Source organism: Salinicoccus halitifaciens (assembly GCF_021026095.1).
Taxonomy (GTDB): domain Bacteria; phylum Bacillota; class Bacilli; order Staphylococcales; family Salinicoccaceae; genus Lacicoccus; species Lacicoccus halitifaciens.
This window is the reverse complement of record NZ_JAJNCU010000006.1, coordinates 1-25618: the sequence shown is the minus strand read 5'-3', so window position 1 is coordinate 25618 and position 25618 is coordinate 1. Positions and strand designations below refer to the sequence as shown.

Below are 25618 nucleotides of genomic sequence, written 5' to 3'. Positions count from 1 at the left end.
GCATGGGCGAGTTTCTTGCCCATGCCTGTTTTTTGGAGGTTCAAAACAAGTGGCAACGATAATTCAACTGGTCATCTCTATGATTTTATTTTTCGTGCTTTTCTACGGCATCAGCTTTATATTGAACATGATTTTGAAGGTGACATGGCTGATGGTGGTCGTTTATCCGTTCATCATCGTCCTATTGATGGACGGCATATCGACCTTCCAGTATTTCACCCGTCCCGGGGCATCTTTCCAGGCAGCCTATGAAGGTATTGCAGGACTTTCTTTACCTGATATACTGATGCTTGGAAGCGGATTTGCCGGAGTGGTCCTTGCTGGGGTGACAATACGTTATTTGAGGAATGCGGGTTACAAAATGTTCTAAGGGGAGAAGTGCAATGAATTTTAAATTTCAGGAAAGATATGAAGCATCAAAAGATCCAATCATAATTGGTCTTCCGGAGCGTCCCGAAAATCTGCCGAACTTTGATGAGGTGGACTCTTTATTGAACGGGGTGCTTCGTGAGCTCATCAATGAAAGGGTTTTATCGACGGAATTCGGGGAGATCACATCCACAGGTGTGACGATCCAGACGGAAGTGAAAAAGGTGGTGGCGATCGGCCTCGGGAAGACCGGTGAGCTGACGAGCCACAGGATACATAAGGTGTTCGGCCGGCTGTTCCAGTACTTGAAGAAGAAGGAAGCGGCGAGCGCCTCCCTGATGTTCGATACGTTCGGCCACGATGTGAGGACGACTGCCGAAGCGATCGGCTACATGTCCAACGTCAGCATATTCGAATATACGGGTAAAAAGCATCAGGATGAAAACCCGTTCCTGACCGACTTTGAATTGACCATCACATCAAAAGAACCGGTCGAGGAATATGTGTCATACGGCAGGGTGATCGGGGAGAGCGTCAATTTTGCGCGGGTGTTCTCGGAGACACCCCCGAATTTCATGACGCCGGAAATAATGACGGAAAAGATTTCTGCGGCATTCAAAGGCAGCAGGCATACGAAAATCGACATCAAGGACGAGTTCGATCTGAATGATGAAGGCTATGGCCTCATCACCGCCGTCGGCAAGGCATCCGACAATAAACCCCGCCTGGTGACGGTGGAATACCGCCATCCGGATGCCTATGATGTGAAGCCTGTCGCACTTGTCGGCAAAGGCATCACCTATGATTCCGGCGGTTATTCGATCAAAGGCAAGACCGGCATGCCGGGTATGAAATATGATTTGAGCGGGGCTGCGAATGTCCTCGGCATGATCCACGGCATCATGGCACTTGAGCTGCCTGTGCATGTGGTGGCGACTGTCGTGCTTGCCGAGAATATGATCAGCGGGAATGCGATGAAACCGGATGATGTATTCACGTCGCTCAGCGGCCAGACCGTCGAAGTGAAGAACACGGATGCGGAAGGCAGGCTGGTCCTCGGGGATGCGGTCCATCACGCCTCCCAGTACTCGCCGCGCGTCATCATGGATTTCGCCACCCTGACAGGGGCGGTGATTGCGGCGATCGGTGAGGAACGTACAGGTGTGTTCACCAATAAAGGCGGCGATCTCATCGCACCGATAGCCGGACTTGCAGAAGAGACGGGTGAGCGGCTTTGGAGGCTGCCGCTTGATGATATAGAAGAGCAGAAAGTGAAATCATCGGCAGTCGCAGACCTCGTGAACCACGTTGAAAAGCCCGGCAGGGCATCTTTTGCGGCATGTTTCATCAGACAGTTCGCAAATGGCAGCCCTTGGATCCATTTCGACATCGCGGGCACTGCGACACAGTCCAAAGCGAATGCCTACGGTCCAAAAGGTGCGACGGGCGTATTGATCAGATCAGTGATCAAAGCGGTGGAGGGTGATTTGATATGACAGGAAAAGAGCCTTCGAACCTGCTTGAGTTTTTGAACATCGAAGTGGTGGAGGAATCGGATGGGCACATGGTGATGTCCATGCCGATCACCCCGAAAGTGCATCAGACGAAAGGTTTCATCCACGGCGGGGCGAATGTCGTGCTTGCAGAGACGGCGGCATCCGTCGGGGCGTCCAGGCTGATCGGGAATGATGAGATTGCATTTGGCATGGAAATCAATGCCAACCACCTGAGGACGGTCCGGGACGGCATGATCTATGCGACGGCCAGGATGCGCCACAGGGGAAAGAGCACACAGGTATGGGAGATAGACATCACGGATGACGATGATAACCTCACATGTGTTTCAAGATGCACGATGGCTGTAAAGAAGAAAAGATAAATGTGTAATGAGTCCCATTAGTATAAAATAACTCATAAAAACAGTATCAATACACTTACAAATCCATTTTTATTGTACAAATCACCGGATTTTTTGTTATGATGGTTTTTGTAAGAAATGGACAGTCGGCGGCGACTGTCGATAACTGAAAATTCTTAATCAAATCTATATGCGCAATATAGTGAAATCTGGAGGAGTCTGTCACCAAGGCATAACTATGCCTTTTTTGACGAGGGCTTCTTTTTTTATTTGGAATGCCCTTGAAAATAAAAGAAATGATCTTTATCAGAGATATTGGGGGAACAGAGATGACTTTTTTACATTTTGCAGTACTTGCACCCTTCTTATTTGCTGTACTGGTGCCATTTTTATTCAAATACATTAGGAAGATCCACACGGGCTGGTTCGTATTATTCGTACCACTCATTCTGTTCATCTATTTCCTGTCGTTCATATCAGTGACTTCAGATGGACGGGATGAGCTGCAGCGGATGGAATGGGTGCCGTCACTCGGCATCAACTTCGATTTGTATGTCGACGGCCTGAGCCTGTTGTTCGCTCTGCTGATCACCGGGATAGGGACGCTCGTCATCCTCTATTCGATCTTCTATCTGGCAGGGAAAAAGGAAAGGCTCAACCATTTCTACGTCTACATACTGTTGTTCATGGGCGCAATGCTTGGTGTGGTCCTTTCCGACAACATCATCGTGCTGTATGTATTCTGGGAGATTACAAGTATTTCATCAGCGCTGCTGATCAGCTACTGGTACTCGAAGAAAGCATCGGTGTACGGTGCACAGAAATCCATGTACATCACGGTCTTCGGCGGGCTTTCGATGCTCGGGGGCTTCTCGCTGCTTTATGTGATGGCCGGCACTTTCAGCATCAGGGAGATGGTCGGGAATGCCGATGTCATATTGGGGCATGATCTGTTCCTTGCAGCGATGATACTTGTCCTGCTCGGTGCATTCACGAAGTCGGCACAGTTCCCGTTCCATATCTGGCTGCCGGATGCGATGGAAGCACCGACGCCGGTCAGTGCGTACCTGCACTCCGCAACCATGGTCAAGGCGGGAATCTACCTTGTGGCACGTATGACGCCGGTGTTCGCCGGTGGTGCCGAATGGTTCTGGATCATCACATCCTTCGGTATCTTCACCATGTTGTGGGGCGCCGTCTCGGCGGTGAGGCAGAAGGACTTAAAAGCGATACTCGCATTTTCAACGGTCAGTCAGCTCGGTATGATCATGAGCCTGCTCGGTGCGGGATCGGCCGCGTTCTACTATATGGACGGGGATAATGCGTTGTATACGACGGCGATACTTGCCGCAATTTTCCATCTGATCAACCATGCAACGTTCAAAGGCAGCCTGTTCATGGTGGCGGGAATCGTCGACCATGAAACGGGTACAAGGGATATCAGGAAGCTCGGCGGCCTGATGACCATCATGCCGGTCACGGCCACTATTTCATTCATCGGTCTTGCAGCGATGGCGGGCCTCCCGCCGTTCAACGGATTCCTGAGCAAGGAGCTGTTCTTTACGGGGATCACGAATGTCGTGCAGTACGATATGTGGAATGGTGATACGATCGGCATGATTCTGCCGGTCGTCGCTTGGATCGCAAGCATATTCACTTTTGCCTACAGTGCAATCATCTTCTTCAGGACGTTCAGGGGCAAATTCAAGCCGGAGGCACTTCCAGTCAAGAAAGTTCACGAAGCACCTGCAGGTCTGCTGATCAGTCCGATCGTGCTGGCTGTTGCAGTGCTGCTCATCAGCATCTTCCCGAATATGCTGGCTTATACGATCATCGAACCGGCGATGATGTCGATACTCCCGGGCATATTGAGCGAAGGATCGGCATTCTATGTGGATATATACCACTGGCACGGCATCAACCTTGAGCTGATGATGACGGCGGGTGCGGTCGCACTTGGAATCGTCGTCTACATCACGATGGACAAATGGTCGAAGCTCGGCATCTATCAGAGGGAGCGGGATATCATGACGGCTGCCTACGACAATGGCTATGATTTATTGATCAAAGGCTCGCAGATATTGACCCGTGCCCAGATGACGGGCATGCTCCGGGATTACCTGGTGTATATGCTGCTGTTCATCGTCGGCATCATGTTCTATACGATGTTCCGCTTCGAAGGCTTCCATTTCGGTATGGATAATGCAAGTGACATCGACATCTTCATGTACTTCATCCTGGGTGCACTCGTCATCACGGTGCTGCTGCTTCCGAAAGTGAACAACAGGATGACTGCAATCATACTGGCAGGATTTGCCGGTTTCCTGGTCGCCTTCATATTCACGGTATTCAGGGCGCCGGACCTTGCACTGACGCAGCTGATGGTGGAGACCGTCTCGGTTCTCCTGTTCATGGCAGTGTTCTATCACCTGCCGAACCTGACCAAGGATGACATCACACCGCTGACCAAGACGATCAACATCGTCATCGCAGGCCTTGCGGGGCTCATGGTCACACTGGTGTCGATCAGTGCCTTCACATTCGGTCAGACGACGTCGCTTGCTGCGATATCCGAATACTATATAGAGAATTCCAAAATACTGGCCGGCGGATACAATATGGTCAACGTCGTCCTGGTCGACTTCCGTGGCCTGGATACCATGCTTGAGCTGCTCGTGCTCGGCATAGCGGCTTTGGGCGTGGTATCACTGATCAAATTAAAAGTCAGGGAGAGTGATGATGTATGATAAAAGAACCGAATGATATGATGTTCCGCGTCTTCATCAGAATGATCGCGATCATCGTCGTGACCTTCTCCATATATCTCTTCTTCTCCGGGCATAACGCGCCGGGGGGCGGGTTCATCGGCGGTCTGATGAGCGCCATCGCAATACTCGTGATTTATCTTGTGTTCGGCATCGACCGCATCAAGGCAGCGCTGCCGTTCAACTACACCTATATGATGAGCATCGGGCTGCTGCTTGCCGTATCGACGGGCATCATTTCCTGGATTGCCGGCTATCCTTACCTGAAGCAGTTCTTCGACTACTTCCAGCTGCCTTTCTTCGGAGAGGTGGAGCTGACGACCGCACTGATCTTCGATCTCGGCGTCTACCTGCTGGTTGTGGGTGCTGCGATGACATTCATACTGACGATAGTGGAGGATGATTCTTAATGGAAATACTAATGTCGGTAGTCATCGGCATATTGTTTGCCGTAGCCGTTTACCTGATGTTCTCAAGAAACATCATCCGGGTGCTCATTGGAACCCTGCTCCTGTCCCACAGTGTCCATCTCATACTGTTCACCATGGCAGGTCTGCAGAGGGGCGCACCGCCGCTGTTGTTCCTTGAAGCGGAAGCATATGCGGATCCACTTCCGCAGGCGCTGATCCTGACAGCGATCGTCATCAACTTCGGTATCACGGCATTCGTATCCGTGCTCGTCTACCGGACGTATCAGGAGCACAAGACTGTGGATCTTTACGACCTGAGAGGAGAGAAAGATGAGTAACTTGATCATTTTACCTATAATATTTCCATTCATCATCGGAGCAGTGCTCGTCTTCTTTGCCAAAAAATCCAGGGCACAGAGAATCATCAGTGGTGTAAGTGTGCTTGCCATGGTGGGCCTGTCGGCCTATCTGGCGGTCATGGCCTACCAGCAGGACACGGTCATACTGGAGGCCGGTGACTGGGCGGCACCTTACGGTATCACGCTCGTGCTGGACAACCTGGCAGCACTCATGCTCCTCATAACGAGCATACTCGGTGCATCCTGTCTTTTCTTTGCATTCGGGACGATTTCAAAACAGCGTGAGAGATATTATTTCTACCCATTCTACTTCTTCCTGCTGGTCGGGGTGAATGGGTCATTCCTCACGGGGGATATATTCAACTTATTCGTATTCTTCGAAGTCATGCTGCTGTCCTCCTATGTCCTGATCGTCAACGGGGGCACGAAATACCAGCTGCGTGAGTCGTTCAAGTATGTCATTTTGAACATCTTCGGATCCGCCCTGTTCGTCATGGCGGTCGCGTGGATCTACTCCATCACGGGTACGCTGAACTTCGCGCACCTGTCCGAGAGGGTGGCGCAGCTTGAACAGCCGGGAATCCTCACCGTGGTGGGCGTGATGTTCTTCATCGTATTCGCCGCCAAAGGGGCACTTTTCCCGCTGTACTTCTGGCTGCCGAGAGCATATTTCGGCCCGCCTGCCGCACTTGCGGCGCTGTTCGGGGGTCTGCTCACGAAGGTCGGGATCTATGCGATCATCCGCATGTTCACGCTGATTTTCTATCATGAACCGATGTTCACGCATAAAGGCCTCATCGTGACGGTCGCCGGGTTCACGATGCTGTTCGGGGTGCTCGGTGCCGTGTCGCAGTTCGACTTCAAGCGCATACTGTCCTACCACATCATATCCCAGGTCGGGTATATGGTCATGGGACTCGGCATCTTCACACCGCTCGCGGTGGCCGGTGCCATCTACTACATCGTCCACCATATGTTCGTGAAGACTGCGCTCTTCCTCCTTGCGGGAGCGACGGAGAAGATCACTGGCACCACGAACATCAAGGAGATGGGCGGCCTCATCAAGTCGCACCCTGTGCTGACCTGGTCGTTCTTCATCGCCGCGATCTCACTTGCAGGCATACCGCCGCTCAGCGGGTTCTTCAGTAAGTTCCCGATCATCCTGGGCGGTTTCCAGGAAGGCCAGTGGGTCATTTCAGGCGTGGCGCTGCTTGTCGGCCTGCTGACACTCATCTCCATGATGAAAATCTTCGGGTATGTCTTCTGGGGCGAGAATAAACTGACCGATCGCCAGTACAATACATCAGTGACCAATCTGTTGATACCAATCGCACCACTCGTGGCATTCTCAGTCATACTGGGACTTGCAGCTGAACCGATCTTCACATATTCACTGCACATCGCAGAACAGATTCTGGAGCCGTCGAATTATGTGGATGCGGTACTTAAGGAGTAGATGATATGGCATTTCAATTCATGGTTAATTTGTTGATAGCGGTTATTTGGATGTTTTTGCAGGATAGTTACACGATGCCCAATTTTGTTTTCGGGTTCCTCATCGGTCTCCTGCTTTTGTTCCTGCTCAGAAGGTTCATGGAGTTCGACTTTTATTTCGAAAGGGTCATTGCATTCGTAAGGCTTGTATGGATATTTCTGATCGAGATGATCAAAGCCAACATCGATGTTGCAAAAGTCGTGCTCCGTCCGCGGATGAACCATAAGCCGGGCATCATCGCAGTGGAGACTTCCCTCGAGACGGAGCTGGAAATTTCGACACTCGCTGCATTGATCACTTTGACGCCGGGGACCGTATCCATGGATTTCTCTTCGGACGGCAAGACGATCTACGTCCATTCCATCGATGTGGATGATCAGGATGCAATGGTGGCACAGATCAAAGGATCGTTTGAAAAAGCGATCAAGGAGGTGACGAAATAATGTTCGATATCATTTTATACGCGGCACTTATAGTGACTTCTGCATCACTGCTCGTCGTACTCGCCCGGGCGGTCCTCGGGCCGACGACAAGCGACAGAATCCTTGCACTGGACACACTCGGCATGATGCTGATCGGCATCATCGGCCTGGTCATGATGCTTCAGGAGACCATCGTCTATGACGATATCGCATTAGTCGTCGCCATCATCGGATTCGTCGGAACAATCGCCATGGCGAAATTCATTGAAAGAGGTGTGGTCATTGACGATAACTGAAATCATTGTGAGCTTCTTCGTCATAGTCGGGGCCTTCTTCATATCCGTCAGTGCCATCGGCCTCATCAGGCTGCGTGATGTCTACTCAAGGACGCACGCAGGGGGCAAGAGCTCCACGCTCGGCGTGATGAGCATCATGTTCGGGGCCGTCATCTTCTTTCTGGTCACACAGGGCGATTTCAATTTTAAATTGCTTCTGACGATCGTATTCGTCCTCATGACGGCGCCTCTTGCAGCACTTGCGGTCAACCGTTCGGCCTACAGGACAAACGTGAAGCTCGAGGAAGCCACTTCGATTGATGAGCTTGGCGATGCGATGGACATCGAACGGGAAAAGGAAAAATTGAAAAGAACTTCCGGAGAATGAAAAAAAGACATTTGATGCCGCGGCATCAAATGTCTTTTTTGTGTTACTGAAGAATTATTTCACGATATCCCTGTCCGGATCATTTTCAGCATCCGGATCCGATTCATCCCGCTTCAGATCATTCAGAACGGTCAGCTTGTAAGGCTTCACGTCGGCGTGGAAGGCGCTGCGGGACAGAAGGTGGCTCGACACCGGTGCCGTCAGTAGGATGAACAGTGCGCCGAGGAGCAGGTTGGTCTCGATCAATCCGTCGATATACCAGAAATACAGGAAAGCGCCCGTCATGATCATGATGACTCCGAGCGTCGTGCTCTTCGTCGTGGCATGCAGCCTTGAATACATATCCGGCAGCCGGATCATGCCGACCACAGCAAGCGCAGTCATCAGCGTGCCGCCGATCAGGAAGAACGCGATCAGACTATTCATCAGAATCTCTATCATCATCTATAATCACATTCCTTTCCAGGTATTTGGCAAATGTTATGGTGGACAGGAATGCCAGTGTACCGATGAGCAGTATGATCGGGATGAAATATACCGAGCCGAGGGTGATCGCGGTGATGGCGATCATCCCCATGAGCATCACCCCGAATGCATCCAGTGCGACGATCTTGTCATGCAGCGTCGGCCCGACGATGATCCTGTACGACAGGCCGACGAGGGACAGTGCGAATATGATTCCGCTTGTCAGTATTACAATCTCCAGGAAGGTCGTCATGGTTTGCTCACCTCTTCAATCAATTTCTCAAAACGGTTTTTGATCAGTGAAATCTCCGCATCCACATCCAGGGCATTGATTCCGTGGATGTAGATTGTGGAATAGTCATCCGAGATGGCAACGATCACAGTGCCCGGCGTTAAAGAAATCAACGCCGAAAGCAGGGCGATCTCCCACTCCTCCTCAAGGTCGCAAGGGTAGGCGAAGAAGCCGGGATGGATGTCGATTTTCGGGCTGACGATGATTTTCGTCAAGTCATAGTTGGCTTTGATGAGTTCAATGGCGAACACGAAAATCAGCTTCAGGGAATAATAGACCCTGATCAGGTAGAATCTGCCGGGCAAAAAATCCCTGATGATATAGACCGGGAAAATTCCGATCAGATAACCGAGGGCAAGCGACCCGAGCGAGAGATCTGAAACGATCAGCACCCAAAGGAATGCGAGCGTGATATTGATTAAAATTTGTAATGCCAATTAATCCACCCCCAACAAATAACCGGAATAGGATGAAGGTTCATATAATGACTGTGCTGCGCTGTCGAAGAGCGGGTAAAGGGCATCCGCCCCGAAACCGAAGGCGACCATGATGATCACCATCAGGAATGACGAGAATAAAAGCTTGTCATAACTGATCGGCTTCAATTTGGTGAAGTCCATGCTCTCACCCCAGAAGACCGAGATGAATATCCTGAGGATCGAATACAGCACCACCAGGCTGGAAAGGAGTACGATGATGCCTGAGACGGCATGGCCGTTATCGAACAGCGACGTCACGATGAACAGCTTGCCGTAGAAACCCGGCAGGGGCGGAACCCCTGCGAGGCCGAAAGCCGAAATCAGGAGCATCCACCCGGTCACCGGATGGATCTTCATCAGTCCGCCGAGCTTGGTGATGTCACTCTCCCCGGTCCTGTAGATGATGAAACCGACAAGGAGGAAGAGGCCCGCTTTTATGATGATGTCATTGATCAGATAGTATGTGGCACCGACAGTGCCTGCCTCATCCATCATTGAAATGCCGGCGACGATGATTCCTATGGCGATCAGTATGTTGTAGATGACGATCTTCTTCATGTCGGAATAGGCGATTGCCCCGATCGACCCCATCACAATCGTAAGCACCGCGAGCAGCATCAGCATCTGATGCGTGAACTCGACATTATCGATGAAGAATAATGAATAGACCCGGGCTATGGCATAAACACCGACTTTCGTCAGCAGTGCACCGAACAGTGCCATGATGGGCATGGGCGGTGCAAAATACGAGCCGGGCAGCCAGAAGTAGAACGGGAACAGCCCGGCTTTGGTCGCGAACACGAACAGCATGACGACGGCGATGAGTGACATGATGGACGCATCGCCGTCAAATGCGGACAGTTTATTATGGATATCCGCCATGTTCAATGAGCCGACTGCCGAATACAGGTAGGCGACGGCAAGCACGAAGAAGTTCGAGGAGAGGATATTGACAAGCAGATACTTGAATCCTTCCTGAAGCTGGATTTTCGTGCCGCCGGTCGTGATCAGCACATATGAGGCGAGCAGAAACACTTCGAAGAATACGAACATGTTGAATATATCGCCTGTCGTAAAGGCACCGTTGATGCCGGAGATCATGAACATGATCATAGGGTAATAAAAGAAACGCTCCCTCGCCGCGTCAATCGACTGGAAGGAATATACGACGACGGCAAAAGTGACGATCGACGTCGCAAGGACGAGCAGCGCCGCAAGCATATCCACAACAAGGCTGACGCCGAAGGGTGCTTCCCAGTTGCCGACGTGGGTGACGATGATGCCGTATTGTGCGACATAGTATACTATGACGATCGACACGATGACCATGAGGAGGGCCGTCAGCGATGCGATGACCCTGTGCAGATAAATGTTGGTCCTGCCGATGGCGAGCAGGATGATGCCGGCCAGGACAGGGATCATTATGGGCAGTATGGGTATGATATCAGTCATCTTCTCTAGGCACTCCTTTTAGTTGTTCGACATCGTCGGTACCAAGCTCCCTGTAGACACGTATCGCAACGACGAGCATATAGGCCGTCAGCGCGAAAGTGATGACGATGACGGTGAGCAGCATTGCCTGCGGCAGCGGGTCCGTATACTGCTGGACGGAATCGTCCAGCACCGGGATGCCGCCCCGTTTGAGCCCGCCCATCGTCAGAAGCATGAGCAGTATGCCGTGGCTTAAGATGCCGGTGCCGAGGATGATGCGGAGCAGACTCTTCGAGAGCATGAGGTACACTGATGCACCGATCAGCAGGCCGGCGAGTACAATGATTAAAATCTCCATTATTCCTTATCCGCCCCTTCAGCATCCGACATGAACTGCTCGGAAGCGAGCAGGGTGATGATCAGCAACGTCGTGCCGGCTACGGTGATGTATACACCGACATCGAATATCACAGCTGTATGGAGCGGCACTTCACCGAACACAGGGAGCTGCAGATACGTATACTGATGTGTGAAGAGCGGGGTGCCGAAAAACATCAGGAGCACCGGGATGATGAAGGATATCGCAAGTCCGAGTGTAATCGTCCTTTTATCATCGATCGGAAGCATTTTACGCAATGTCTTCAGATCATATGCCAGCAGGAGGAGTATGATCGCCCCCGCCGCCAGCAGCCCGCCGACGAAGCCGCCGCCGGGTGTATAATGTCCTGAGAAGAATAAATTGATCGAGAAGGTGATGATGACAAGGAATACCACTTTCGCGGTATATTTCAGGAACACGTCATTCATCTGTTTATGAACTCTGTTGTAACCCAGTTTTTTAAGGGTGCTCTTCATATTTATTCTCTCCTTCCTTATTGACTCTGAGTTTCAATAGTACAAAAACGCCGAGGCCTGCAATGCCGAATACGAGCGTTTCGAATAAAGTATCGAGGCCGCGGAAGTCAACGAGGATGACGTTGACCATGTTGCCGCCGGCCGCAAGGTCGTAGACGTTGTCGATATAGAACTGGCTGATCGAATCGAACAGGCGGTTGGAATATGCCGCAAGTCCGATCACCGTCGCGACGATGCCCACCGCTGCAGAGATCATCAGGTTATTCAGCTTGAATCTCCTGTGCTCTTCATGCCGGCTGCGTTTCGGCAGATGGAAGAATGCCAGCAGGAAAAGTGCTGTAGTGATGGCTTCCACCGCAAGCTGCGTCAGCGCGAGATCCACTGCCCTGAAAAACACGAACAGGAGGGAAAGTGAAAACCCGATCGTACTGAACATGATGATGGAGACCATCCTCGAACGCGTGATCAGCATCGCGGCCACCGCTGCAAGGATGATGAGTATGATCAGCATCTCAGGCAGGGCGATGGGTGCGGTGACCCCCCAATCGAATGAAATATCCGTATTGATCAGGGTGATGAGTGAAAATATGACGAATGCACCGAATATATAAATCAGATAAGACCGTATATAACCCGTCATATATCCGTCGGTGATCCTTTCTGCACCAAGGCGGCTGTAAATCAGGCCCTGGTCATATAGATAGTTGAGTGTGAAGGCATCGGTGCCAAGCCTGTAGACCGGCTTCCAGACATCCCTGAAGAGATACATCAGTGTACCGGCGGCTATGATGGCAATCGTCGACCACAGCGCCGGGCTGTCCCAGCCGTGCCAGTGGTAAATCTCGGTGTTCAGCGGTTCCGAAGTGTTCAGGATGCTCATCGCCGCCGGATCGATGATCGAGCCGGACAGGATGTTCGGGAACAGCCCGAAGACTACGACGAGAATCGTCAGTATCATAGGTGAAATCAGCATGAGTGCAGGGGCTTCCTGAGGCTTCTTGGGTGTGGCGGGCATCTGTTTGCCCATGAAAATGCCCCTGATCAAAATGATCGAGTAGACGAATGTGAAGATGCTGCCGACGATCGCAAGCAGCGGGAACAGCACGCTCACATCGGCAAGCACGCTGAAGTCCGCTTCCCGGAGTGCAAACATCGCCTCCAGAAACAATTCTTTGGACAGGAAGCCGTTGAATGGGGGTATTCCTGCCATGGACAGTGATGTGATGAGGGTCATGGTGAATGAGATCGGCATGATCGTCATAAGGCCGCCGAGCTTCTTCAGGCTTCTTGTGCCAGTTTCGTGGTCGACGATGCCGATGATCATGAACAGGGCACCTTTGAACGTCGCATGGTTGATCAGATGGAACACGGCTGCGACGACGGCAACAGTGAACAGCCCTTCGGCCGCACCGGTCTGAACGGCGAGCGCGCCGGCCCCGAGGAGCGACATGATGAGTCCAAGCTGGGAGACGGTGGAGAAAGCGAGTACGGCTTTCAGGTCATCCTGCTTGATTGCATTGAATGCAGCCCATACGAGTGTGATGAGTCCGACTCCGAGGATACTCCATACCCACAGTTCGGAAAATGCGAACAGCGGAGTGAACCTTGCAACCAGGTACAGTCCCGCTTTGACCATCGTCGCCGAGTGAAGGTAGGCGCTGACCGGGGTCGGTGCCTCCATCGCGTCCGGCAGCCAGATGTAGAACGGGAACTGCGCAGACTTCGTGAAAGCCCCGAAAAGGATCAGGACGATCGCAAGCATCGTCATCGGGTCTTCCTGGATGGCCGGCACCTGTTCGATCATCCCCCTGATACTGTATGTATCCGTGATCAGGCTGAGGATGATGAACCCCCCGAGCATAAGGAATCCTCCGAACATTGTGATGAGCATCGACTTCTGCGCACCGTAGATGGAGCGCTCCCTTGTGAACCAGTAGGCGATGAGGAGGAAACTGGATATTGAAGTCAGTTCCCAGAATAAATAAAGCATGAGTACATTGTCATTCAGGACCACACCGAGCATCGCGGTCATGAATATCAGCAGGTATACATAGAAGTTGCCGAGCTTTTCCTGCTGTGAGAGGTAACCGATGGAGTAAAGGACCACAAGTGTCCCGATGCCGGCAATGAGTATGGCGAAAAGCAGGCTCAGGCCATCTATATAAACATCGAAATTCATGCCCACCCTCGGCATGAACTGCATCGTTTCATAAATCACCTGATTGTTGCTGACGGCCGGTATCAATGTGGCCAGGTAGACGGTGATGACGGCGGGAATGGGCAGGACAAACCAGCCAAGATGGATTTTTTTGTAGAACCTGTATAATATGCCGATGCCCACAGCAGCAATGACGGGCAGTAAAATAGCAAAGTGTATCAGCGTCACTTGTTCTCCTCCTTAGCGTTTTTTGCAATATAAAATTATTATACATTAATGATACATCTAAATAAATGTATACAGTTTGAAAAAAATGAACTTTTTGTAGTAATATATACGGAGAGATTAACTTTTTATCTTTAAAAATTCACGAAATCCAAACGTGAATTTGAAATTTTTGAAATCCTAGGAGGCTATTTATGACTTACCCACAATTAACGGATTCATTGGGCGAGAACGAAGTACAGGCAGTAATAAAGACCAACCACGGTGATGTGACTGTCAAACTGCTCAAGGACATCGCTCCAAAAACAGTCGAAAACTTCACCACCCACGCAAAGAACGGCTACTATGACGGCCAGATATTCCACCGTGTGATCAAGGACTTCATGATCCAGGGCGGCGACCCGACAGGCACGGGCATGGGCGGCGAGAGCATATGGGGCGGAACGTTCGAAGACGAATTTTCAACGGAGGCGTTCAACCTTTACGGTGCACTGTCCATGGCGAATGCGGGACCGAGCACGAACGGCAGCCAGTTCTTCATCGTCCAGCTGAAGGAAGTGCCTTCCCAGATGCTCTCCCAGCTCGAAGGCGCAGGCTATCCCGAGGAAATCATCGAAGCGTATAAGACACAGGGCGGCACGCCATGGCTCGATCAGAGGCATACGGTATTCGGCCACGTGATCGCGGGAATGGATATTGTGGAAAATATAGCCGAAGTGAAAACAGGGGCACAGGACCGCCCTGTAGATGAAGTGAAGATAGAAACCATCGAAGTCACAGAATAATATACGATCATCCGGAGCCGGCTCATTCCAGAGCCGGTTTTTTATTTTAAAAAAGACCGGAAACCATCCGAAATGACCGGGAAGACGGAAGTCAAAATCAAGTTCTCACAAATTGGTCACTAATCGGGTGTTTAATATAAAAAGGGATTTGTTATAATGACTTGGAAAAGGTGAGTGATGTAATATGATGGATTTCCTATATTTCCCGGACGATCCGATGGAATATATCCCTGCAGCATTTGCTATGCTGATATGTTTTCTGGTTGCGTATGCCGCATACCGGATCATCAAATCCTACTCTAAAAATCAGGAAGAGAAGATGAAGAACTTCGAAGAAGAAGTGATGAGGAAGCTCGAGCAGAAGGAAGCCGATGAATCCGGAAGGTGACATCGGAGTATACACGCCGGTTCAGCGCCGGACCCTTTAAAAGAGGGTGAGGATATGGACTGCTGATTGAAATAGCTCACCATATTATAAAAATATAAGAAAAGTGGAAGAGGCATCCTGCAAGGCGGGGTGCCTCTTCCATATTCACGGCGGCTTCAGGCGTCCCCCGAGAGACAAATTTTCTTTCCATTAGATTATATATCCATGATATGGTAAAATGACAATTGGATAGAGCTTATGTTAGCGGGGTAATGAATGTGACAAAAAAATACCGCAAAAACCAGTTTGTAAAAGTTAAAGTTACTGGTATCCAGCCCTACGGTGCTTTTGTCAGAACCCCTGATAATCAAGAAGGACTCATTCACATCTCCGAAGTGATGAATGATTACGTTCACAATGTCAGCCAATATTTATCAAAAGGGCAGATCGTCAAAGCCAAAGTGCTCAGCGTCGGTCCGGACGGAAAATTGAATCTGACATTGAAGGAGAACGAATATTTCAAGAACGAAGAAAAGAAGAAAGACAAACGTTCGATAATAGAACAGATCAAAGACTCAGAGGAATACGGGTTCGAGTCCCTTCGACAAAAGATGCCGCAGTGGATACAGGAAGCTAAAATGCGGATGCAGGATAAGTGAAAATTATCTTAAAGGCAAAATCTACAGTTCATTCTGTAGATTTTTTATTTTGCCAAAAAAAGTCCCGCGCACTTGACTGAATATTAAAACTTGAAAAAACCTTCTGGAATTGTCATTATAGAGGATGGGAGTTTATCGCCGGTTGGAAATATATCAACAGAGTTTTGCGCACAACAGGTTTTGACGGGGCCGTCCATGGCGGTCTGAAGCATTTACCAGGTACAGTATTACATAAAGTGAATATGAAGGGATGAGGCAATTGACAAAATCAAGTGAAATCATTGAAATTACAAACAAGTACGGTGCACCGAACTACAATCCGCTGCCGATCGTCGTATCGGAAGCTGAAGGCATATGGGTGAGGGACCCTGAGGGCAATGAATATATGGATATGCTCAGTGCATATTCTGCGGTCAACCAGGGGCACAGACATCCGAAGATCATCCAGGCGCTCAAAGATCAGGCGGACAGGGTCACCCTGACATCGAGGGCATTCCACTCGGATAAACTCGGTCCATGGTATGAAAAAGTCTGCAAGCTTGCAGGCAAGGAGATGGCACTGCCGATGAACACGGGTGCCGAAGCTGTGGAAACTGCAGTCAAGGCTGCCCGCCGCTGGGCATATGAAGTCAAGGGCGTGGAAGACAACAAGGCAGAGATCATAGCGATGAACCAGAACTTCCACGGACGTACACTCGTACCGGTATCCCTGTCTTCGGAAGCGGAGTACAAACGCGGTTACGGTCCACTCGTTGAAGGATTCAAGCTTGTTGATTTCGGCGACATCGACCAGATCAAAGAAGCGATCAATGAAAATACGGCAGCCATCCTCCTCGAGCCGATTCAGGGTGAAGCGGGCATCAATATACCGCCTGAAGGTTTCTTAAAGCAGGTCAGGGAAGTGTGTGATGAGCATAATGTATTGTTCATCGCCGATGAAATCCAGTCCGGTCTCGGCCGTTCGGGCAAGCTCTTTGCATGTGACTGGGATGAGGTCGTCCCTGATATGTACATCCTCGGCAAGGCGCTCGGCGGCGGGGTGTTCCCGATTTCCTGCGTACTTGCGGACAGTGAGGTGCTGAGTGTGTTCAATGCGGGCTCGCACGGTTCCACGTTCGGCGGGAACCCGCTTGCATGTGCAGTGTCGGAAGCGGCGCTCGATGTGCTGATCGACGAGAAACTGGTTGAAAAATCACATGAACTCGGTGAATATTTCAAGGCTGAACTGCTGAAAATCGATGATGACAGGATCAAGGACGTCCGCGGCCGCGGTCTGTTCATCGGGCTCGAGCTGACTGAATCGGCACGCCCGTACTGTGAAGCACTGAAGGAAGAGGGCATCCTGTGCAAAGAGACGCATGAGACTGTCATACGCTTTGCACCGCCGCTCATCATCGAGCAGAAAGACCTGGATACAGCGATTGAAAAAGTTAAAGCTGTATTGGCCAAATAGCCTTTTCAAAAGCGCCCAGTATGATACAATAGAGGGTATAATAACAGTGAAAACAGTTTCATAAAAGAGGCGGATATTAATGTCAGAGAATAGGAATTTAGTTACTTCCACACAGGCCATCATCGCTGAAGCGCTGGAGAAACTCGGCTTCGATGAAGGCATGTATGATTTGATCAAGGAACCTTTGAGGGTTCTCAGGGTACGCATACCGGTGCGCATGGATGACGGTTCAGTCAAAGTGTTCACGGGTTTCCGTGCCCAGCATAATGATGCGGTCGGGCCGACCAAAGGCGGCGTCAGGTTCCACCCGAACGTCACCGAGGAGGAAGTCGTCGCACTGTCGATGTGGATGACTTTGAAGGCGGGAATCGTGGACCTGCCATACGGCGGCGGTAAGGGCGGGATCATCTGCGACCCGCGTGAGATGAGCATCGAAGAGGTTGAACGCCTCTCACGCGGATACGTGCGTGCAATCTCCCAGTTCGTCGGACCGGCCAAGGATATTCCGGCACCGGATGTATTCACGAACTCGCAGATCATGGCATGGATGATGGATGAGTACAGCATGCTTGATGCATTCAACTCCCCGGGCTTCATCACCGGTAAGCCGATCGTGCTCGGCGGCTCACAGGGCCGTGACCGTGCAACAGCGATGGGTGTCGTGCTGTGCCTCGGATACGCGCTTGAAAAGCGTGGTAAGACTTTTGAAGATGTAAGAATAGTGATCCAGGGATTCGGCAACGCAGGCAGCTTCCTGTCGAAGATCCTGTACGATTACGGTGCGAAGATCGTCGGCATCTCCGATGCCAACGGTGCACTGCATGATCCGGACGGCCTGGATATCGACTATCTGCTTGACCGCCGTGACAGCTTCGGCATGGTGACGAACCTGTTCGATGATATCATCACGAACGAAGAACTGCTCGAACTCGATTGCGACGTACTCATTCCGGCGGCGATCGAAAACCAGATCACCGAAGACAACGCCCACAACATCAAGGCGGACATCATCTGTGAAGCGGCAAACGGGCCGACGACGAAAGGTGCGACAGCCATACTGCATGAAGCGGGCAAGCTGCTTGTGCCGGATGTGCTCGCATCAGCGGGCGGCGTGACCGTGTCATACTTCGAGTGGGTCCAGAACAACCAGGGATATTACTGGGACGAGGACGAAGTCAACGAAAAGCTCGAAATCAAACTTAAAAAAGCGTTCAATGAAATTTATGATCTGCATGATAAGCGCCACATCGATATGCGCCTTGCTGCATATATCGTCGGTCTTAAGCGTACGGCCGAAGCTGCAAGGTACAGAGGCTGGGCGTAAACAGAGGAAAAGCCGGGGAGATGCACTTCCCGGCTTTTTATCATGACAATTTTTAGAAAATACAATAAATATATTGAAAAGTAATGAATGGTATAGTAATATTATAGTCTAATATGTATGTTTATTCACAAAAAAGCAGGGGGATTTCTCTAATGGCTGAAACTTCTAATCTTATACAATCAACACAGAAAGTGTTACATAAAGCATTGGACATGCTTGGTTACGATGAAGGCATGTATGAGCTCATCAAGGAACCGTCCAGGGTGCTGACTGTTCGCATACCGGTGCGCATGGACGACGGTTCGGTGCAGGTCTTCACAGGCTACCGTGCCCAGCACAGCGATGCAGCGGGTCCGACGAAGGGCGGAATCAGATTCCACCCGGATGTCGACCGTGATGAAGTGATTGCACTTTCCATGTGGATGACTTTGAAAGCGGGCATCGTCAACCTGCCATACGGCGGCGGTAAAGGCGGCGTGATCTGCAACCCGAAGGAACTGAGCCAGAGGGAGATCGAAGGCATCGCACGCGGCTACATCAGGGCGATTTCACAGTTCGTCGGACCGCTTAAGGACATCCCTGCACCGGATGTGTACACGAACGCACAGGTCATGTCATGGATGCTCGATGAGTACAGCATGAAGCACAATGACAACCCTCTTGAGTTCATCACAGGGAAACCTCTTGCGCTCGGCGGTTCAAAAGGCAGGAATACTGCAACCGCCATGGGTGCCGTGATCTGCGTGAAAAAAGCACTTGAAAAAAGGAACATCAAAATGGAAGATGCGCGTGTCGTGGTCCAGGGCTTCGGCAACGCGGGCAGCTTCATTTCGAAGATCCTCTTTGATGCAGGTGCGAAGATCGTCGGCATTTCAAGATCGACCCGTGCACTTTACCATGAGGACGGCATCGATATCGACTATATCATCGAAAACAAGGATAAAGGCATCGATGCCGAAGCGATCGGCGTGGAGGTCCTGACGAACGAGGAACTGCTCGAGAGCGAATGCGATATCCTGATCCCCGCAGCAATTGCGAATCAGATCACGGTGGACAATGTCCACAACATCAAAGCCGATATCATCGTCGAGGCGGCAAACGGCCCGACGACGGAAGAGGCGACGGAGATCCTGACCGAGCGCGGCAAACTGCTTGTGCCGGATGTGCTCGCATCAGCGGGCGGCGTCACCGTATCCTATTTCGAATGGGTGCAGAACAAGACCGGCTACTATTGGGAAGATGATGAGATCCAGGAACTGCTTGAGGAAAAGATGAGCAAGTCCTTCGATGAAATTTATGACTTCCATGAAGCAAGGCAGGTCGACATGCGTCTTGCGGCTTATGTGGTGGGCATCAGGAAGACGGCGGAAGCCATCAGATACCGCAACTGGGCATAAAAATAAATTTTATACTTGCAATTATCAGAAATTTGTTTTAAGATGGTTTGCAACAGTAAAAATAAATGATTTTTGGGAGAAGAGTAGCAGGTTTTCCTGTTTCAGAGAGCCGGTGGTCGGTGTGAACCGGTGCAGTGAATTTGTGAATGGACTTCCGATATGAACCGGTTTATACCGGCGTCTGACCAGCGTTAACAGGGATTTCGGCATAATTCATTATGCTGCATATAAAGTGGACTGCAGTACGCAGTCAATTAAGGTGGCACCACGGCTCCCCGTCCTTTTTCGTACAGGATTCGGGGAGCCTTTTTTAATAATTTAATAACAGATATTGATCAGAGTAAGTATACCAGTATCGTCTGCGACAGAGAGATGCCCGGTGGTGAGAGGGTGTCCGGCGGTATTGGTGGAATGGGCCTGATGGACGATATCGCGTTTTGTCGACGTTACAGACATCGAGAGAAGCACAATGCTTAACAGAGGTGGCACCGCGGTAACCCGTCCTCCATTGGTCATATGACCGGTGGGGGCTTTTTTTATTCAAAAATAACAAATGGAGGTTTTTATAATGACACAATCAGCTGTACACATCACTAATGAGACGATTTCGGTTTACCCATATATTTTAAAGTTATCACGCAAGGAAGATCTGACGTTCGATGAGATGTATGATGCCTTTGATGCAGTGCTGGAAGGCCGGGCTTCAGACAGCGAAATTGCGTCCCTCCTGATGGGATTGAAGGAGAAGGGTGAGACGGTCGGGGAGATCACCGCATTGGTCACGGTCTTGAAAGACCACGCGACGAAGCTGCCGCACCATGTGCCGGGCGTCATCGACAACTGCGGCACCGGCGGCGACGGTTCGAACAGCTTCAATATCTCGACGACTTCCGCATTCGTCATCGCGGGCGCAGGCGTGAAGATCGCAAAGCATGGCAATAAGAGTATTACGAGCCTGACAGGCAGTTCGGATGTATTGTCGGCCCTCGGTCTGAAGCTCGATTATTTCCCGGGAAAAGTCGCGGTACAGCTTGATGCGACGGGCATCGCATTTTTATTCGCCCCGTTCGTGCATCCGAAGATTAAGCAGATCATGAAGGTGAGGAATGATCTGAAGGTGCCGACGGTCTTCAACATGATCGGGCCGCTGATCAATCCGGTGGATCTGGACTATCAGTACCTCGGCATCTATAAGCGGGACCAGGTCGAGACGATGGCACATGTGCTGAAGTCACTCGGCAGGAAGCGCGCAGTCGTCGTCAACGGCGCACATTCGATGGATGAGGCGAACCTCGCCGGGGAAAACAGGATTGCGATACTGAAAGACGGCGAAGTGCGGACGCATATCTTGAAGCCTTCAGATGTCGGCCTGCCTGAGTATGATATGGAAGAACTGAGGGGCGGCGACGGGCATGTGAACAAACAGATACTGCTCGATGTCCTGAAGGGTGATGCGACGGCTGCACAGAGGGACACGGTGCTTTTGAATGCAGGCATCGCCATCTTCACGGCTGAAAAAGCGGAGTCCATCAAGGCAGGCATCGAAAAGGCGAAGGAGAGCATCGACTCGGGCAGTGCGAATGAAAAGCTTCAGGAATTGATCAAATATACAAATGAGGGTGTCAAATGACTATACTGGATAAGATTGTGGAAGCGAAAAGAGAGAGATTGAAGGAGTATCCGGAAACTGTGGAGCAGACTTCCGGAAGGAAGCCCGTAGCTTTCAAAGCAAGGGTGGAGGCGGAGGATGAACTCGGCATCATCAGCGAAATAAAAAGGGCATCGCCGTCCAAGGGTGACATCAATACGGATCTTGCGCCGGTGGATCAGGCGGGGCTGTATGTCGAGGGCGGTACGAACGCAATCAGCGTGCTGACCGAAAGCGACTTCTTCAAAGGGTCGATGAGTGATCTTGCCGATGTGCGGCAGGTGGTCGATGTGCCGATACTGAACAAGGACTTCATCATCGATGAACGGCAGATCGTGGACGCATACAACCACGGCGCGGACATCATCCTGCTTATCGTGACGATACTGGATGATGAGACGCTTGCACGTTTTCACAAGACGGCGCGGGACCTCGGGATGGAAGTGATCGTGGAAGTGCATGATGAAGAAGAGATGAAGCGGGCGTTGAAAATCGATCCTGAAATCATCGGCATCAACAACCGCGACCTTAAGACGTTCCTTGTGGATCTCGACAACACTGTGAATTTGATCGATAAGTATTATGATGAGGATATTTTATTCGTCGCGGAAAGCGGCATGGAGACCCGCGCGGATGCACAGAAGATGGCCGACGGGAAAGCCCGGTGCCTGCTTGTCGGCGAGACGCTGATGCGTGCGAAGCATCCGGTGGAGATCATTAAGGAATTGAAGGTGGAAATATGACGAAGGTGAAGATTTGCGGGATGCAGACGCTTGAAGATGCACAGTACGCCGTCGATGCGGGGGCGGACTTCATCGGATTCGTCCTTGCACCGAGCAAGAGGCAGGTCACGATTGATGAAGTGGGGCGGATATTAGACAGCCTTGATAAAAAGGGCGTAAAAACCGTCGGGGTGTTCGTCAATCCGTCCATGGAGGAGGCACGCGGGGCGCTGGAAAAGGGACTCGACTACATACAGTTCCACGGGGATGAGACCCCGGGCTTCGTGGAAAACTTCAAGGGACATGCGATCAAGGCGTTCCCGAGCAATTCCGAATTCACGAATAAAGAGAAATTCGCCTATCCGGCGGAGTTCATCCTGGTCGACAGTCCAAGGAAGGAATACTACGGCGGTTCGGGTTCCAGTTTCGACTGGGAAGCGTTCGACCAGGAGGGCCTCGACAGGGCGCGCTTTGCGCTTGCAGGCGGACTGAAACCTGAAAACGTCGGGGAGGCGATCTCGGTGTTCGAACCGTCCCTCGTGGATGTTTCAAGCGGTGTGGAATCGGACGGCATAAAAGACCCGGAAAAGGTCAGCAGCTTCATAAAAAATGTTAAAGAGGTGTCATAGATGGTATTATCATATGAATTTCCGGACAGCAAAGGCAAGTACGGCGAGTTCGGAGGCAGGTATGTGCCTGAAACGTTGATCGGTGCATTGAATGAGCTGGAGGCGGAGTACAATAAAGCCCTCCAGGATGAAGCGTTCCTGAATGAGCTCGATGAATATTTGACGGAATTCGTCGGACGGGAGACACCGCTTTATTATGCAAAAAATTTAAGCGGTCATATCGGCGGTGCGAAGATCTATCTGAAGCGGGAAGATCTGAACCACACCGGCGCGCATAAGATCAACAACACGGTCGGCCAGGGGCTGCTCGCCAAACGCATGGGCAAAAAGAAAATCATCGCAGAAACCGGTGCCGGACAGCACGGCGTCGCAACGGCGACAATCTGTGCCAACCTCGGCCTTGAGTGCACGATCTTCATGGGCAAGGAGGATGTCAGGCGCCAGGAGCTGAACGTCTTCAGGATGGAACTGCTCGGTGCTGAAGTCGTCAGCGTCGATGCAGGACGCGGCACATTGAAGGATGCGGTCAATGCAACGCTCCGCCACTGGGTTGCAAATGTGGATGATACGCACTACATCCTCGGTTCCGTGCTCGGGCCGCACCCGTTCCCGCAGATCGTTCGTGACTTCCAGAGCGTGATCGGCAGCGAGACGAGGGAACAGATCATGGAGAAGGAAGGCAGGCTGCCGGACAGCATCGTTGCATGCATCGGCGGCGGCAGCAACGCGATGGGCATGTTCTATCCTTTCATCGAGGACGAGGGCGTCGAACTGATCGGCGTTGAGTCCGCAGGCAAAGGGCTCGACACGGATGAGTATGCAGCATCGATCTCAAAGGGCCGTGTGGGTGTGCTGCACGGTGCGAAGATGCATCTGCTGCAGGATGAAGCCGGGCAGATCGAGGAGGCGTACTCCGTATCGGCCGGGCTGGATTATCCGGGCATCGGACCGGAACACAGCCACCTCCATACGACCGGCCGGGTGAATTACGTCTCCCGGAACGATATGGAAGCACTCGCAGCCTTTGAGCTGCTGAGCCGGAAAGAAGGCATCATACCGGCGCTTGAGAGCGCCCATGCCGTGGCGGAAGCCATCGAGGTTGCCAAAGGCAAGAGTTCCGATGAGGTCGTCGTCATCTGCCTGTCGGGCCGCGGCGACAAGGATGTCAGCGAAGTCAAACGTCTGTTAAGGGGTGGAGAGAATGAGTAAAACAAAAATTGATCAAGTTTTTGAGAAGTTGAAGGAAACCGGAGACAAGGCGTTTATTTCATACATCATGGCAGGCGACGGCGGGCTCGATAATCTGAAAGACCAGATAAAGGAACTTGAAGAAGCCGGGGTGGATATCATCGAACTCGGCATCCCGTTCTCGGATCCGGTCGCTGACGGCCCGGTGATCCAGCAGGCGGGGATCCGCGCACTGGATGCAGGCGTCTCGCTCCAGAAGATTCTGGACGAGCTGAAAAAGATCAAAGATGATATCAACGTGCCGATCGTGCTGATGACTTACATCAACCCGGTCCTGAACATCGGCTATCAGGCATTCGCAGAAGATGCCCGCAAATCCGGAGTCTCAGGCGTGATACTCCCGGATGTGCCGTTCGAGGAGGAAGGCGAAGTCAGCACGCATCTGCGCGATAATGATATCGCACTCGTCAGGCTCGTCACACTGACCAGTGATGAGGAGCGGATCCGTGAACTTGCTGAAGGAGCGGAAGGCTTTTTGTACGCGGTCACGGTAAAGGGGACGACCGGCGGCCGCACATCATTCGGCGAGGATACTTACGAGCTGCTTGAGAAAATCAAGGGCATCGCCGATGTGCCCGTATGCGCAGGGTTCGGCGTCTCCAACCGGGAGATGGCCGAAGCACTCGGACGCCACTGTGACGGCGTCATCGTCGGCAGCAAGATCGTCGACATGCTGCACAAGGGTGAGGAGGACGGCATCAAGAACCTCATCCCTGAAAAAAGCAATGCAGTAAAATAAACTTCATGACGGCCGGCAGGGGTGTACCTCTGCCGGCCGTTTTTGCGTCATGGGGAGGTGTTTTTCGGCATAACTCCCTTCTTTGCGGCCGACTTATGTCACTGGGAGGCGTTTTTCGGCATAACTTCCTTCTTTGCGGCCGACTTATGTCGCTGGGAGGTGTTTTTCGGCATAACTCCCTTCTTTGCGGCCGTCTTATGTCACGGGAAGACGTTTTGTGACATAACTTCACTCATCACGGCCGACTTATGTCGCTGGGAGGCGTTTTTCGACATAAATTCCTTCTTTGCGGCCGACTTATGTCGCTGGGAGGCGTTTTTCGATTATGTCCATATAGTTGTGTAATAAGAATAAAGAGCCACACCTGTGCTCTGTAGTACAATGTTAGTTGGGACACCATC

At 51.3% G+C, this 25618-nt stretch carries 28 protein-coding genes and 1 other annotated feature; of the genes, 21 read left to right on the top strand and 7 right to left on the bottom strand.

Annotation, left to right across the window (positions count from 1 at the left end; all coding sequences use genetic code 11):
* Positions 1-49: 49 nt before the first annotated feature.
* From LPW40_RS11455 to mnhG (LPW40_RS11410), 10 genes are all read left to right on the top strand, one after another.
* Positions 50-370: a YuiB family protein gene (locus tag LPW40_RS11455; protein WP_230822387.1), complete on the top strand. Its 321-nt coding sequence runs from the start codon at positions 50-52 to the stop codon at positions 368-370.
* A gap of 13 nt (positions 371-383) precedes the next feature.
* Complete coding sequence (locus tag LPW40_RS11450; RefSeq protein ID WP_230822386.1) at positions 384-1865, top strand: leucyl aminopeptidase family protein; 1482 nt, start codon at positions 384-386, stop codon at positions 1863-1865.
* Positions 1862-2248, top strand: a complete 387-nt coding sequence (locus tag LPW40_RS11445; protein ID WP_269063326.1) for a PaaI family thioesterase — start codon at positions 1862-1864, stop codon at positions 2246-2248. Before LPW40_RS11450 ends, LPW40_RS11445 begins: the two co-directional genes overlap by 4 nt.
* Positions 2249-2556: 308 nt before the next feature.
* On the top strand, positions 2557-4974 hold the full coding sequence (locus tag LPW40_RS11440; RefSeq protein WP_230822385.1) for a Na+/H+ antiporter subunit A: 2418 nt from the start codon (positions 2557-2559) through the stop codon (positions 4972-4974).
* The gene (locus LPW40_RS11435) at positions 4971-5402 is read left to right on the top strand and encodes a Na(+)/H(+) antiporter subunit B (protein WP_230822384.1); all 432 of its coding nucleotides are present in this window, start codon (positions 4971-4973) and stop codon (positions 5400-5402) included. Before LPW40_RS11440 ends, LPW40_RS11435 begins: the two co-directional genes overlap by 4 nt.
* Positions 5402-5740 (top strand): Na(+)/H(+) antiporter subunit C, encoded by a 339-nt coding sequence (locus LPW40_RS11430; protein ID WP_230822383.1) that lies wholly within the window; start codon positions 5402-5404, stop codon positions 5738-5740. Before LPW40_RS11435 ends, LPW40_RS11430 begins: the two co-directional genes overlap by 1 nt.
* Complete coding sequence (locus LPW40_RS11425) at positions 5733-7217, top strand: Na+/H+ antiporter subunit D (RefSeq protein WP_230822382.1); 1485 nt, start codon at positions 5733-5735, stop codon at positions 7215-7217. Before LPW40_RS11430 ends, LPW40_RS11425 begins: the two co-directional genes overlap by 8 nt.
* Positions 7218-7222: 5 nt before the next feature.
* Positions 7223-7699 (top strand): Na+/H+ antiporter subunit E, encoded by a 477-nt coding sequence (locus LPW40_RS11420; protein WP_230822381.1) that lies wholly within the window; start codon positions 7223-7225, stop codon positions 7697-7699.
* Positions 7699-7974: a Na(+)/H(+) antiporter subunit F1 gene (locus LPW40_RS11415; RefSeq protein ID WP_230822380.1), complete on the top strand. Its 276-nt coding sequence runs from the start codon at positions 7699-7701 to the stop codon at positions 7972-7974. Before LPW40_RS11420 ends, LPW40_RS11415 begins: the two co-directional genes overlap by 1 nt.
* Positions 7961-8341: a monovalent cation/H(+) antiporter subunit G gene (gene mnhG, locus LPW40_RS11410; RefSeq protein ID WP_230822379.1), complete on the top strand. Its 381-nt coding sequence runs from the start codon at positions 7961-7963 to the stop codon at positions 8339-8341. Before LPW40_RS11415 ends, mnhG (LPW40_RS11410) begins: the two co-directional genes overlap by 14 nt.
* A gap of 54 nt (positions 8342-8395) precedes the next feature.
* On the opposite strand, the gene mnhG (LPW40_RS11405) is transcribed toward mnhG (LPW40_RS11410), so the two are convergent.
* From mnhG (LPW40_RS11405) to LPW40_RS11375, 7 genes are read right to left on the bottom strand one after another with little or no spacing between them, the layout of a single operon-like run.
* Positions 8396-8767: a monovalent cation/H(+) antiporter subunit G gene (gene mnhG, locus LPW40_RS11405; protein WP_230822378.1), complete on the bottom strand. Its 372-nt coding sequence runs from the start codon at positions 8765-8767 to the stop codon at positions 8396-8398.
* The gene (locus LPW40_RS11400; protein ID WP_230822377.1) at positions 8760-9059 is read right to left on the bottom strand and encodes a Na(+)/H(+) antiporter subunit F1; all 300 of its coding nucleotides are present in this window, start codon (positions 9057-9059) and stop codon (positions 8760-8762) included. The genes mnhG (LPW40_RS11405) and LPW40_RS11400 overlap by 8 nt, the downstream gene beginning before the upstream one ends.
* Positions 9056-9535 carry a Na+/H+ antiporter subunit E gene (locus tag LPW40_RS11395; protein ID WP_230822376.1) on the bottom strand — a complete coding sequence of 160 codons (480 nt, stop codon included), beginning with the start codon at positions 9533-9535 and terminating at the stop codon, positions 9056-9058. Before LPW40_RS11395 ends, LPW40_RS11400 begins: the two co-directional genes overlap by 4 nt.
* Entirely contained in the window at positions 9536-11029 is a 1494-nt protein-coding gene (locus LPW40_RS11390; protein ID WP_230822375.1) for a Na+/H+ antiporter subunit D, read from the bottom strand.
* Positions 11022-11366 carry a Na(+)/H(+) antiporter subunit C gene (locus tag LPW40_RS11385; RefSeq protein WP_230822374.1) on the bottom strand — a complete coding sequence of 115 codons (345 nt, stop codon included), beginning with the start codon at positions 11364-11366 and terminating at the stop codon, positions 11022-11024. Before LPW40_RS11385 ends, LPW40_RS11390 begins: the two co-directional genes overlap by 8 nt.
* Positions 11366-11863 carry a Na(+)/H(+) antiporter subunit B gene (locus LPW40_RS11380; RefSeq protein WP_230822373.1) on the bottom strand — a complete coding sequence of 166 codons (498 nt, stop codon included), beginning with the start codon at positions 11861-11863 and terminating at the stop codon, positions 11366-11368. The genes LPW40_RS11385 and LPW40_RS11380 overlap by 1 nt, the downstream gene beginning before the upstream one ends.
* The gene (locus LPW40_RS11375) at positions 11847-14249 is read right to left on the bottom strand and encodes a Na+/H+ antiporter subunit A (RefSeq protein WP_230822372.1); all 2403 of its coding nucleotides are present in this window, start codon (positions 14247-14249) and stop codon (positions 11847-11849) included. The genes LPW40_RS11380 and LPW40_RS11375 overlap by 17 nt, the downstream gene beginning before the upstream one ends.
* Before the next feature lie 191 nt (positions 14250-14440).
* On the opposite strand from LPW40_RS11375, the gene LPW40_RS11370 reads away from it, so the two are divergent.
* The 11 genes from LPW40_RS11370 (at position 14441) to trpA (ending at position 25217) form a co-directional block, all read left to right on the top strand.
* A complete protein-coding gene (locus LPW40_RS11370; RefSeq protein WP_230822371.1) occupies positions 14441-15031 on the top strand; it encodes a peptidylprolyl isomerase in 591 nt (196 codons plus the stop codon).
* A 184-nt stretch (positions 15032-15215) separates the two neighbouring features.
* A complete protein-coding gene (locus LPW40_RS11365; RefSeq protein WP_230822370.1) occupies positions 15216-15419 on the top strand; it encodes a hypothetical protein in 204 nt (67 codons plus the stop codon).
* 257 nt (positions 15420-15676) lie between these two features.
* Complete coding sequence (gene ygs / locus LPW40_RS11360; protein ID WP_097042494.1) at positions 15677-16057, top strand: S1 domain-containing post-transcriptional regulator Ygs; 381 nt, start codon at positions 15677-15679, stop codon at positions 16055-16057.
* Positions 16058-16316: 259 nt separating this feature from the next.
* Complete coding sequence (locus LPW40_RS11355; RefSeq protein WP_230822369.1) at positions 16317-17510, top strand: ornithine--oxo-acid transaminase; 1194 nt, start codon at positions 16317-16319, stop codon at positions 17508-17510.
* Positions 17511-17589: 79 nt separating this feature from the next.
* A complete protein-coding gene (locus LPW40_RS11350) occupies positions 17590-18834 on the top strand; it encodes a Glu/Leu/Phe/Val family dehydrogenase (RefSeq protein ID WP_230822368.1) in 1245 nt (414 codons plus the stop codon).
* Positions 18835-18986: 152 nt separating this feature from the next.
* On the top strand, positions 18987-20231 hold the full coding sequence (locus LPW40_RS11345; protein WP_230822367.1) for a Glu/Leu/Phe/Val family dehydrogenase: 1245 nt from the start codon (positions 18987-18989) through the stop codon (positions 20229-20231).
* 61 nt (positions 20232-20292) lie between these two features.
* Positions 20293-20517, top strand: a binding site (T-box leader).
* 282 nt (positions 20518-20799) lie between these two features.
* Positions 20800-21861, top strand: coding sequence for an anthranilate phosphoribosyltransferase (gene trpD / locus LPW40_RS11340; protein ID WP_230822366.1), 1062 nt, complete (start codon positions 20800-20802; stop codon positions 21859-21861).
* Positions 21858-22622: an indole-3-glycerol phosphate synthase TrpC gene (trpC, locus tag LPW40_RS11335; RefSeq protein WP_230822365.1), complete on the top strand. Its 765-nt coding sequence runs from the start codon at positions 21858-21860 to the stop codon at positions 22620-22622. The genes trpD and trpC overlap by 4 nt, the downstream gene beginning before the upstream one ends.
* Positions 22619-23230, top strand: a complete 612-nt coding sequence (locus tag LPW40_RS11330) for a phosphoribosylanthranilate isomerase (RefSeq protein ID WP_230822364.1) — start codon at positions 22619-22621, stop codon at positions 23228-23230. Before trpC ends, LPW40_RS11330 begins: the two co-directional genes overlap by 4 nt.
* A complete protein-coding gene (trpB, locus tag LPW40_RS11325; protein ID WP_230822363.1) occupies positions 23231-24439 on the top strand; it encodes a tryptophan synthase subunit beta in 1209 nt (402 codons plus the stop codon).
* Positions 24432-25217 carry a tryptophan synthase subunit alpha gene (gene trpA / locus LPW40_RS11320; protein WP_230822362.1) on the top strand — a complete coding sequence of 262 codons (786 nt, stop codon included), beginning with the start codon at positions 24432-24434 and terminating at the stop codon, positions 25215-25217. The genes trpB and trpA overlap by 8 nt, the downstream gene beginning before the upstream one ends.
* Positions 25218-25618: the final 401 nt, after the last annotated feature.